11 protein-coding genes are annotated in these 11769 nt (G+C 44.7%); 7 read left to right on the forward strand and 4 right to left on the reverse strand.

The annotated features are described in order from the left end of the window. Nucleotides 1–133 precede the first annotated feature (133 nt). A complete protein-coding gene (locus DRB05_RS01735; RefSeq protein ID WP_128725404.1) occupies nt 134–2656 on the forward strand; it encodes a M14 metallopeptidase family protein in 2523 nt (840 codons plus the stop codon). Between the two features lie 86 nt (nt 2657–2742). Here DRB05_RS01735 and DRB05_RS01740 read toward each other — a convergent pair whose 3' ends face one another. Continuing rightward, on the reverse strand, nt 2743–3414 hold the full coding sequence (locus DRB05_RS01740; protein ID WP_128725405.1) for a phosphoribosyltransferase family protein: 672 nt from the start codon (nt 3412–3414) through the stop codon (nt 2743–2745). Between the two features lie 57 nt (nt 3415–3471). Between DRB05_RS01740 and bioH the strand changes: the two genes are divergently transcribed. The 3 genes from bioH (at nt 3472) to DRB05_RS01755 (ending at nt 5500) form a co-directional block, all read left to right on the forward strand. Beyond that, a complete protein-coding gene (gene bioH, locus DRB05_RS01745) occupies nt 3472–4203 on the forward strand; it encodes a pimeloyl-ACP methyl ester esterase BioH (protein ID WP_128725406.1) in 732 nt (243 codons plus the stop codon). Between the two features lie 104 nt (nt 4204–4307). Beyond that, the gene (locus DRB05_RS01750; RefSeq protein WP_010378475.1) at nt 4308–4616 is read left to right on the forward strand and encodes a hypothetical protein; all 309 of its coding nucleotides are present in this window, start codon (nt 4308–4310) and stop codon (nt 4614–4616) included. Next, nucleotides 4616–5500 (forward strand): putative metalloprotease CJM1_0395 family protein, encoded by an 885-nt coding sequence (locus DRB05_RS01755; RefSeq protein WP_128725407.1) that lies wholly within the window; start codon nt 4616–4618, stop codon nt 5498–5500. The genes DRB05_RS01750 and DRB05_RS01755 overlap by 1 nt, the downstream gene beginning before the upstream one ends. Before the next feature lie 116 nt (nt 5501–5616). Here DRB05_RS01755 and DRB05_RS01760 read toward each other — a convergent pair whose 3' ends face one another. Together DRB05_RS01760 and greB are read right to left on the reverse strand one after the other, a co-directional pair. Further along, a complete protein-coding gene (locus DRB05_RS01760) occupies nt 5617–7929 on the reverse strand; it encodes a Tex family protein (RefSeq protein ID WP_128725408.1) in 2313 nt (770 codons plus the stop codon). An 83-nt stretch (nt 7930–8012) separates the two neighbouring features. Then, entirely contained in the window at nt 8013–8498 is a 486-nt protein-coding gene (gene greB / locus DRB05_RS01765) for a transcription elongation factor GreB (protein ID WP_128725409.1), read from the reverse strand. A 214-nt stretch (nt 8499–8712) separates the two neighbouring features. On the opposite strand from greB, the gene ompR reads away from it, so the two are divergent. The 3 genes from ompR to DRB05_RS01780 all read left to right on the forward strand — a co-directional run bounded on the left by ompR (nt 8713) and on the right by DRB05_RS01780 (nt 11501). Next, nucleotides 8713–9432, forward strand: a complete 720-nt coding sequence (ompR, locus tag DRB05_RS01770) for a two-component system response regulator OmpR (RefSeq protein WP_010378483.1) — start codon at nt 8713–8715, stop codon at nt 9430–9432. Nucleotides 9433–9437: 5 nt separating this feature from the next. Further along, entirely contained in the window at nt 9438–10751 is a 1314-nt protein-coding gene (gene envZ, locus DRB05_RS01775; protein ID WP_128725410.1) for a two-component system sensor histidine kinase EnvZ, read from the forward strand. A gap of 66 nt (nt 10752–10817) precedes the next feature. Further along, nucleotides 10818–11501 carry a hypothetical protein gene (locus DRB05_RS01780; RefSeq protein ID WP_128725436.1) on the forward strand — a complete coding sequence of 228 codons (684 nt, stop codon included), beginning with the start codon at nt 10818–10820 and terminating at the stop codon, nt 11499–11501. 36 nt (nt 11502–11537) lie between these two features. On the opposite strand, the gene DRB05_RS01785 is transcribed toward DRB05_RS01780, so the two are convergent. Then, entirely contained in the window at nt 11538–11732 is a 195-nt protein-coding gene (locus tag DRB05_RS01785; protein WP_128725411.1) for a hypothetical protein, read from the reverse strand. Between the last annotated feature and the right edge of the window lie 37 nt (nt 11733–11769).

Here is an 11769-nt window from a genome sequence, read left to right on the forward strand (position 1 = left end):
ACTTGACTAAATTACTCGGTTAATACGTATCATACTCTCCTCGTCGTGTTGTCGCTAGTGTTCGGCGTAAAAATTTGGCAATCGACGGTGCGCTTGTTAGCTTGAAAAGTAATCGGAATTAAAGGACATTATCATGCGGTTAATAAGCTGTATTATCGTGCTGTTGAGCTTTAGCTTGCAGGCCAAGCCCATTGCCTATTATTTTGGCGATGAAGTAAAATTTAATCCCACAATAACTACGCCAAAACAAGCATTTGGATATGAAGTTGGGCAGTGGCATTTGCGCCACGATCAAATCGTTAATTATCTACATACCCTTGCAAGTGAAAGCCCAAGATTGAGTGTCGAAACAATCGGGTTTAGCCATGAGCGGCGTCCTTTGCTACTCCTAAAAGCGAGCTCGCCACACAACCAACAAAACTTGGCGCGTATTCAGCAAGATCATATTGCTTCATTGAGCAGTAGCCAAAACCGTTCAGACCAGCCTGTTGTGATGTGGATGGGCTATAGTGTGCACGGTAATGAGTCTTCAGGAAGCAATGCAGCGGTACTTATGGCATATTATTTAGCTGCGGCGCAGGGCGAGTCTGTTACGCAGCTCCTTGATAATGCAGTGATATTGTTAGATCCAGCCTTGAACCCTGATGGCTTATCACGTTTTGCTACATGGGCAAACGCCAATAAGAGCATGTCTCTATCAACCGATCCTGCACATCGTGAGCATAATGAGTCCTGGCCTTCTAGTCGCACTAACCATTATTGGTTTGACCTCAATCGTGATTGGTTACTACTACAACATCCCGAGTCAAAAGCACGGATCAAAGCATTCCACCGTTGGAAACCTAACGTACTGACCGATTTCCATGAAATGGGCCCAAATAGTACGTATTTTTTTCAACCTGGGATCCCATCAAGGACTCATCCAATTACCCCACTACAAAACGTAACGCTAACCAATGAGATTGGTAAGTTTCATGCTAAAGCCCTTGATGCACAAGGGGAGTTATATTTTACCCAAGAGAGCTTTGATGACTTTTATTATGGCAAAGGCTCCACGTACCCCGATGTAAATGGTGCGGTTGGCATTTTGTTCGAACAGGCAAGTAGTAGAGGGCATGCACAAGAAACTCAGTACGGTGTGTTGAGTTTTCCTGAAACGATTAAAAACCAGGTCACGACGAGTCTCTCAACATTCCAAGCTAGCACGACGCATCGACGCGCTTTACTTGATTATCAGCAGCAGTTTTATCAACAAGCGAACGAGCTTGCGAGTAAAGATGAAATCAACGGCTACGTTGTTGCACGGGGCAAAGATAGTTATCGCTTTCAAGCGTTTGTGGATTTATTGAAACAGCATCAGATAGGGGTGAAATATCTCTCAAAAGCTAAAGAGGTTGATGACACCGAATATCAGCAAGGGGATTTATACATTCCACTAGCCCAGCCGCAATATCGCTTGATAAAAGCACTATTTAGCACACAGACGCATTTTAAGGACAACACGTTCTACGATGTTTCAGGTTGGACGATGCCGTATGCTTATGATCTAGATTTTGCCGCAGTAAAAAGTGGCTGGGGTTTAAAGCTTCAAGGTGAATCGAGCTCTGACTCAAATCTATTGGCTCCCGTTGCAGGAAGTTATGCTTACACCATAGAATGGCATCATTACCTGGCGCCACAATTAGCAAATCGCCTCTTACAGGCTGGAGTGAAAGTAGCAGCTGCAATGTCACCATTTTCAGCATCAACCACCTCAGGCTCTCATGACTTTCAGGCCGGGACATTGGTGATAGCAAGTGGTATTCAGCAGCAAGCGGACTGGTTTACTCAGCTTGAAACAATCGCCAGAGAGCTTTCACTTCCAGTATATAGTGTGACTACAGGCATGACACAAAGTGGCGTCGATTTTGGGTCAAGACAGATGCTGCAGCTGCAAAAGCCAGAAGTCCTCATCATAGGTGGTGCGGGTGTAAGTCAATATGAAGCGGGTGAGCTTTGGTATCATTTGGATAGGCATTTAAAACTTGCCCCGTCGATTGTGGAAAAGCTGCATATCGAGAAACTCGATCTTACGCGCTATACCCACATTTTATTGGCTGATGGTAAATATGGAGATTTAAGTGACAAGAGCAAAGCTAAGCTCTTGAGTTGGGTTGCTAAAGGCGGTGTGATTTGGGGACAAAAGCGAGGTGCGCAGTGGCTAATCGAACAGCAGCTACTAGACGCTGAAATGGTTTCAAGCAAAGAAATGCGAGCCCAGTTTGACAGCAAAAATCTTACCTTTGCAGATCAAGATAGCCTTTCAGCAAAACAGCGGATTGCCGGCGCGATTTTTGATGCGCGTTTGGATTTAAGCCACCCCTTGTCTTTTGGCTTTGAGAACCGGGAATTACCTGTCTTTAAAAATAGCACTTGGGTGATGCATCGTAATAATAAGCCATTTATCGAGTCGTTGACGTATACTAAAAAGCCTTTATTGGCAGGGTATGCTGATAATACTAACGTTGAGCAGATCGCAGGTTCCTCAGTCTTGATTGCGTCAAAGTCTGGACGTGGAGTGGCTGTAGGAATGACTGATAACCCGGTATTTCGTGGCTTTTGGTTCGGTTCTAGCCGACTGCTAAATAACGCGTTGTTCTTTGCTCACGGCATATAAGGTCCAGATAAGTTTATCTGTGCAGTGAGATTTTTAGCGATTTGATTGATATCTATTGTCGTGATATCAAGCAAATAATACGCTTTTTAAGCGTCGAATGGTGTGAGGCTGATAGCCATCGCCCACACCATTTTTGCCCCGTTTTGTTTACACACTTTTGCCGCTGCATTCATGGTCGCGCCCGTTGTGATCACATCCTCAAGCAATATGATATTTTTTCCTTCAACAGATTGGTTGAGTACAAAGGCATTGTTTAAATTATGTTTTCGTTTAGCTTTGGTCAGCTCAGATTGCGGCTTGGTGTGCTTTGTTCTTTTGAGTATTGTTTGGGTGAGTGGTAGCCCTTGCCAAATTTGCTCAACTTGATTGTAACCTCGTCGGATTAACCGTCTTCGGTGTAGTGGCAAACAACAAACAAGGTCTACAGGGAAGCCATTTTCTTCACTGAAGCGCTGCCATAGTGTTTGAGCCAGCAGATTTAAGGCACATTGATACGCTTTACTGTGGTTAAACTTTACTCCTTGCAACCATGTGTTTATAGGCGTGCGATACCAAGTTGCCACGGTTAACCCATCGCAGTCTTCAAGGCTAACCATGCGTTGGATATTGGGGTAATTAAGTAGGTTAATCTCTTGATCCATAAAGTCTAAGCAGGCTTGTAAGCAGTGTGGACAAAGCAAGGTTTCTGTTGTGCGTTGTTCACAGCATACACAAGGCTGACACCACTTCTTAGGTAATAACCGATTAAGTTGGATCATTGCTTTCCATCCCGGGTTAGCTATCATGGCGTCAAGTTTGGTATAGAGAACAGATAAATGCAAAATGAAGTTATGCTGCTCCATGGTTGGGGGATGAACAAAGCGGTGTGGCAGTTATGCGAGGAAGCTTTAGCACCTACAACGCCAGTTAAAGCGGTCAATATTCCTGGATTTGGTGGTACACCAAGCGCCGAGGGGGATTATTCTCTTGAGCGTAACGCTTTACTTATTGCTGAGCAGCTGATGCCGCAAAGCGTGTTGATAGGCTGGTCTTTGGGCGGCTTATTTGCATTGTATTTAGCTGCTCATTTTCCAGACAAAGTTAGCAAGGTTATTTTGGTCGCTTCAACGCCATTTTTTTGTGAGCAAGCTGATTGGCCCGGAATAGCCCCTAAGGTGCTAAACAACTTTGAGACTCAACTGCAAACCAATAGCGCAAAAACGATAGAAAGGTTTTTAGCTATTCAAGCGATGGGCAGTGAACATGCCAGAGAAGACGTCAAACAACTTAAAGCGTTACTGGGTACACTGCCGGAAGCGGAGGCGAAAGCACTAGCTGGTGGACTGGAGATATTGAAATCGCAGGACTTACGTGATGAATTTTCACGGCTGCAACTCCCCACAATAGGCATATTCGGCCGTTTAGACTCTCTTGTGCCACAAGCGGCTGTAGAGAAAATGCAGGTACTCAATCCAAATTTTAAGGCTCATACGCTTGCAAAAGCCTCTCATGCGCCTTTTATCTCTCATAAAGAAGCCTTTTTATCACTCCTTAAATCAATTATTTAGATATTTGGAACAATAAAGCGGCAAAAAATTGCCGCTTTTACTTTTCTTTGTTGATATTTTGCGCAATAATTAGTCAGTAAGAAAAGGTTTATCTAGGTGCGAATATGCCAATAGGTGATGTGTTAAATAATGGAATCGACGGTTATAACCGCGCTGCTCAGGGGATTGCCCAAGCAAGTGCTGATATTAACCGCGCTGCCATCGATCAACAAAGCGATTCTGAACGTGCGTCTGGGCGGCAGTTGCAGGGTGCCAGCGCCGGTGAAGCTGTGACGGCTCCTGTGAGCGAAACCCCAAGCTTGACCGAATCCGTGGTAGCCTTAAAAGTTGAAGAGTTTAACGCGAAAGCCAATGTACAAACTATTCGCACTGCAGATGAAGTGCTAGGTACGTTGATTGATATTAAAGTGTAATGAACATAGTAACGCCACCACCGGCGATGAATTTAAACACTGCCAACGTGTACACCGAAACGGTTGTACGCGATAACCAGCTGCGTGAAGCGATCCCAAAACCTGCGCCAACTAATCCCTCATTTACTGAAAACCGCAACCTTTCCGATTCAGAAAAAGGCCGCTCTTCTGACGTAGACGATGCAAAAGTTTACGGTTCTGATGGTAAAACAGAGCAAAGCAAAACCATTCAAGGCGAAGAGGAAGGCGAAAAAGGCGAAAGCCAAGAAAAAGATAAGAGTGAGCAAGAGCAGCAGCAAGCCGAGCAAGATGAGCAGGTAATTCAAGAATTAAAAGCTCGAGATAGGGAAGTAAGATTACATGAGCAGGCTCATGCCAGAGTAGGTGGGCAATATGCTGGTTCTCCGAGTTATGAATATCAGCGTGGTCCTGATGGCAATAACTACGCTATCGGCGGTGAGGTAATGATCGACGTTACGCCGCTTGAAGGGGACCCGCAGGGCACGATTGAAAAAATGCAAACGGTGAGAGCGGCAGCGTTAGCACCAGCAGAACCCTCTGGCGCTGACAGAGCTATCGCGGCGGATGCGACTCAAAAACTCTCGGCGGCGCAGGCTGAGTTGGCAAAAGCTTCTATCAGTGGTGAAGAGCAAAGTGATAGCAAGCGGGTACAAAACATTCAAACTCGCCGCTTGAGTGGTGAGCAGGCAAAAGCAGAGAGTGAAGAGGAGCAAGCTAAGCTTAAGCAGGATGCAGATCCTTACGCTGTTGCGATGCCAATTGAAGCTGATCCTGAAATCCAAGCAAGATCACTCAGGATCTCAAATTTTTATCAACATGTAGCGATGCCAAACCAACCTGCATCGCTATCTGTACAGATTTAACCGTAGGTACTGGCCTTTTCCTCCGCGGGTCATTGCAGTGAAAACGAGTTAAAACCCCCGACAAACAAAAAGCGCGACTAAGGCCGCGCTTTTCTTTGTTCGCTGTTCTGTTGAGATTACTTCTTCAGCTTTGCGAAGGCTTCAGCAAACGCATTACCCATCGCAGCATTACCCGCATCTCGTGACTTTGGCTTAGAAGACTTAGGCGCCGGTTTTCCTTGATGTTTTTTTGCGCTCTGCTTTTGCGCTGGAACTTGAGATATGTCATCGTTTAGGCGCATGGTAAAGCTAATGCGTTTACGAGGCACATCAACCTCAATCACTTTGACCTTAACGATATCTCCCGCTTTAACGACTTCACGCGGATCGGAAATAAACTTATCCGTGAGTGCTGAAATGTGAACAAGTCCATCTTGATGTACACCTACATCCACAAAAGCCCCAAAGTTGGCGACATTAGAGACCACTCCTTCTAAAATCATACCGACTTTTAGGTCTGTGATTGTCTCAACACCTGCTTTAAACTGCGCTGTTTTAAATTCAGGGCGAGGGTCTCGGCCTGGTTTATCTAATTCTTTGATAATATCAGTGACCGTTGGTACTCCAAACTTATCATCTACATAGTCGTTTGCCACAAGGCCATTCAAGACCTCACGATTACCGATAAGGGAATTCACTTCTAGATTTTGTTTTTGACAGATCGCTTTGACAACAGGGTAAGCTTCTGGGTGCACTGCCGATGCATCCAGTGGATCGTCGCCATTGGCGATACGTAAGAAACCAGCCGCTTGTTCAAATGCTTTCGGTCCTAATCGCTCAACTTTTTTAAGCGCTTTGCGATCCGTGAAAGAGCCATTTTCGTCGCGGTACTTTACGATGTTGCTGGCTAATGTTTTATTCAAACCCGAGACGCGCGTTAATAATGGTATCGATGCAGTGTTCACATCAACACCTACCGAGTTTACGCAGTCTTCGACCACTGCCGTTAGTGTTTGACCTAACTGGCTTTGAGAAACATCATGCTGGTATTGGCCAACACCGATTGATTTAGGTTCGATTTTCACAAGCTCTGCTAACGGGTCTTGCAGTCTTCTTGCGATGGAAACTGCGCCGCGTAGAGATACATCAAGATCTGGAAATTCATTTGCGGCAAACTCAGACGCAGAGTACACCGATGCGCCCGCTTCACTCACCATGATTTTGTTGAGTTTTAATTCGGTAGCGCTTTTTAGCAGTTCTGCGGCCAGCTTGTCGGTCTCGCGAGATGCGGTTCCGTTACCGATGGCAATAAGCTCAACTTTGTATTGGCGACACATTTGCTCTAGTGTCTTTAGTGACTTATCCCACTGGTTTTGAGGGGCATGGGGGTGGATAGTACTGGTTGCAATCAGTTTACCTGTGGCATCGACAATGGCGACTTTACACCCAGTACGTAATCCCGGATCAATACCCATTGTCACTTTTGCACCAGCAGGCGCAGCCATCAGCAGATCTTTTAGGTTTTTCGCGAAAACTTCGATAGCGTCTAGCTCTGACTTTTCACGCATTGACCCTAAGAATTCGTTTTCCAAGTGCAGGGCGATTTTAATCTTCCATGCCCACTGGACCACACCCATCAACCAATCACTAGCAGCTTTACCAGAGACCGCGAGGTTATAATGATCAGCAATGATCTGTGCACAAAATTGAGCGGCGTCTTCTGCGCTTGGTTCCGGGTTGATAGATAACTGCAAAAAGCCTTCGTTACGTGCTCGTAGCATCGCCAGCGCGCGGTGTGATGGAATTTTATTTAGCAGCTCATTATGTTCAAAGTAGTCACGGTATTTGCTTCCTGCTTCTTCTTTACCTGCGATGACTCTTGCTTCGATTTGCGCGTTGTCTTTAAGGTGTGCTCGGAGCTTAGCAAGTAGTTTAGCGTCTTCTGCAAAACGCTCCATGAGAATGAATTTAGCGCCATCTAAAGCCGCTTTGCTGTCAGCAACGCCTGTGCTTTCATCAATGAAAGGGGCCGCTTGTTGTTCTGGGTCTAATGTTGGATCTGCAAATAAAGCGTCAGCTAAGGGTTCCAAACCTGCTTCTATCGCGATTTGGCCTTTTGTTCTGCGCTTTGGTTTGTATGGGAGATATAAATCTTCGAGTACGGTTTTGCTGTCGGCGGCTTTTATTTCTGCATTTAACTCAGCAGTAAGTTTACCCTGCTCATCGATGGTTTTTAAAATAAACTCGCGACGTTCATCAAGCTCTCGTAAGTAACCTAACCTTTGCTCAAGCAAACGCAGTTGAGTGTCATCTAAGCCACCCGTTACCTCTTTACGGTAACGTGCAATAAATGGAACGGTTGCCCCTTCGTCTAGCAAACTAATAGCAGCGTTAACTTGCTGTTCTCTGGCGTTAAGCTCAGTTGCTAAACGTTGTGTGATATTGCTCATGCAAAATCCTTATACTCTTCTTAATCGGTCTGTGCTGCCTAGATAATACTCATCTTTGGCAAACAAAATTTAGTTCAATGTTATCATTGTTCGGTGTTTCTGCGATATTCGATTTGGTTGATATACCAAAGTCTTTGGCCGTGCGGTGTGGTGACCGTAATTTCATCATCGACTTGTTTGCTTAGTAAGGCCCTAGCCATTGGCGCATCGATGGAGATGTAGTCATTGCGCTCGTATATCTCATCAGGTCCAACAATACGAAATGCACGAACCTCGCCTTCTTCGCTTTCCACTTCTACCCAAGCGCCAAAAAATACTTTACCTTCTTGTTCGGGACTGTATTCCACGACTTTTAGTTCGGGCATACGCTTTCGTAAAAAGCGCACCCGTCTATCTATCTGCCTTAATAAGCGTTTATTGAAGGTGTAGTCGGCATTTTCGGAGCGATCGCCTAAACTCGCAGCCCAGTTCACAATTTTGGTGATCTCTGGGCGCTTTTCAAACCACAGATGATCATGTTCTTGCTGCAGTTGGCGGTATCCTTCGGGCGTGATCAAATTCGTTTTCATGTTTCTCAGGTATTTTGGGTTAAACCCTTGTAATGTTCGGTAACAATCTAGTATCAATGTATGGTGTCGAAAAGCACCAAATTCAATTATATTTAAGCATAATAATATCATGGTCCATTATCGCCATGAGCGTTAAATGAACAGGATGATGATTTGTGCACGAAATGTCGCAGATCAGCAAGCTTTAGTAAATTAATAAATAGAAGAAATATAAATGGGAAATGAAACCACCAAAGTGCTCGTAGTTGATGACGATATGCGTTTACGCAGTCTGTTAGAACGTTATCTCGTTGAGCAAGGATTTATCGTCCGCAGCGCAGCCAATTCTGAACAAATGGATAGATTACTTGAACGCGAAAACTTTCACTTGATGGTGTTAGACTTGATGCTTCCTGGAGAAGATGGCCTTTCCATCTGTCGTCGTTTAAGACAAAAAGAGAATGAGATCCCAATTGTCATGTTGACGGCGAAAGGTGACGAAGTTGACCGTATTATTGGCCTTGAGCTTGGCGCGGATGATTACATTCCAAAACCCTTCAACCCAAGAGAACTGTTGGCGCGAATAAAAGCCATTCTCCGTCGTCGTGCCAAAGAAGTACCAGGTGCACCTGCGGCAGAAGAAAACGAAGTGAGCTTTGGTAACTTTACCCTTAATTTAGCGACGCGAGAGATGCAACATGGGGAAGCGACGATTTCACTTACCTCAGGTGAGTTTGCGGTACTTAAAGCACTGGTGAGTCACCCGCGAGAGCCGCTTAGTCGAGATAAGTTAATGAACCTTGCTAGAGGGCGTGATTATAGCGCACTTGAGCGTAGCATTGACGTTCAGGTTTCGCGCTTGCGTCGTATGATTGAAGATGACGCGTCAAATCCTCGCTATATACAAACGGTGTGGGGTCTTGGGTACGTATTTGTGCCAGATGGCGTGAAGTAGCCAGCATGTTACCTCGTAGTGCATTTGGTCAAACTGTCTTCTTTGTTGGCGCGTTGCTATTGATAAATCAAGTCGTGTCTTACATTACTGTTACCTTATACGTCTTCAAACCAACCTTTGAACAAGTGAACCTGATGCTTGCTAAGCAGGTTAAAACGGTCTTCATTGATTGGGAAGATGGTGTTGAAGTTGACAATACACTATCTCGCAAATTTTTTGAGATAACCGGCATTGAGGTGATGACACAAAGAGAGGCGTATGTAAATGGGCTGGGGCAGGCCAAAGAATATACATTGCTGTCTCGTAGTATGTCGGAGCAACTTAATGGCTCTGCGCGAGTCAGGATAAGCCAAGGAGATCCGGTTGTTTATTGGGTTGAGCCACCACAAGCGCCAGGGTATTGGGTAAGAGTGCCGCTGAGCGGACTCAGTGAAACAAAAATGGAGTTTTTAGTTTTCTACCTCTCCAGTATTGGTTTCTTAAGTGTGTTAGGGGGTTGGCTTTTTGCTCGGCATCTAAATAAACCGCTAAAATCACTACAAATTGCTGCTAGTCGAGTAGGCGTCGGGGACTTTTCAACCCGTCTTGTTGAAGAAGGGTCTACTGAAGTCATAGAGGTGACTCGGGCATTTAATAAAATGTCTAAGGGGATCGCAGACCTAGAAAGTGATAGACGACTGTTAATGGCTGGTGTTTCACACGATTTACGTACACCCTTAACCCGAATTCGTCTAGCAACTGAAATGATGTCGGATGAAGAAGACTACCTGCGCGAGGGAATAATCGATGATATTGAAGATATGAATGCGATTATCGACCAATTCATTGAATATCTCCGTCATCACAATGGTGCAGAAATGTCGGCAGATGACGTTAACACGGTTATTGAAGAAGTCGTTCATGCAGAGCAGCAGCATCAGCGACCAATTCACTTGCAAGCAGAGGAATACTTACCTGCGGTGATGATGAATGCCGTCGCGTTAAAGCGAGTGTTCACTAATATGATTGAAAATGCGATCCGTTATTCTGAACAAGATATTGAGGTGACAACAGAATACAGCCCCAAGCACCGTGCTGTTATCGTAAAAGTAATGGACAGAGGGCCTGGTATCCCGGAGTCAGAGTTAGAGTCTGTATTCGAACCATTTAAACAGGGAGATCAGGCTAGAGGGAGTGAGGGAAGTGGCTTAGGGCTTGCCATTATCAAACGTATCGTGACCACACATGGCGGTAAAGTAAGACTGCGAAATCGAGATGGTGGTGGTCTGATCGCGGAGGTTTCTTTGCCTGCTTATCGGGGAAAGCTTGAGCAAGCATGATTTTCAAAAGAGTGGGCGAGCAAGTTGAGCACAATAAAGCATAGGGATTTAAGCTATCAAAAGGGAATGTTAGATACACTGTATTTAAACCAATTGAAGCGAGTGATAGCGACAAGCTTTTCCAATGTAGAGGTAGAGCATTACTTTGCACTGTACTTTGAAAAAGGTGAAAGTACAAAGCGCAGACTTCGGTTGTTTTTATCAGGCGGGGATATTGTCGGCTATTGCTTATTGACCTTTGATGATAGCAATAATGACGTTTGTATTGTTGGCGCTTCAGCTGCTTTTTTACCTGACTTTAGAGGGAAAAACAGTACCTTTAGGTTTTCTCTTATCGAGGTATTAAAACGTTATATACGTAACCCACGTAGAAAACTGTTATATGCAGATACCATGCTAAGTCCCGCTATGTTTAGGGCTATGGCAAAAAATATCGCCGAAGTCTATCCGAATAACTTGTCTCAAAATAGCGCGATAGCAACGCTCTATGACACTATCAACCCGAGTGGCTTGGTAAGTTCTTATAATGGTTTAAGATGTTTGAAGGTTGTTGGGCGTAAAACCAATTATAGTGAGGCTGAAATTGTACGCTTTAGAGAAAGCAGCAAAACTGAGATTGCACTTTACTGCAGTGTTAATCCCGACTTTGATAAGGGAATTGCGCTTGTGACTATCATTCCAATCTCGATAAAACAATTTGTATTAACCTTTAAAAAGTTGGTGTTAAATAAGCTTTGGAGCACGTCGTAATAGGGCGGACTTCCGCCCTATTAACGGGTTTGATTTCTAGCAGATATCTGCTGAACGGCAAAGTCCCATTGATTCACAAATCGCAGGGTGAGTATCACAAATTTGCCAACTACCACAATCAATCCTAGAGCCAAAAGTCGCGCCCGCGGCAGCAATCTTTCTGGTCGCCTGATTGTTTAGATCTTTCGCTTGCAGCGATTTTAGTTGTTTCTTCTTTAATTTTAATTTCATGGTTTTCCTTATACATGCTGTTTAAATAATCAGCAAT

It is taken from the genome of Pseudoalteromonas sp. A757 (assembly GCF_004103285.1).
Lineage (GTDB): Bacteria > Pseudomonadota > Gammaproteobacteria > Enterobacterales > Alteromonadaceae > Pseudoalteromonas > Pseudoalteromonas galatheae.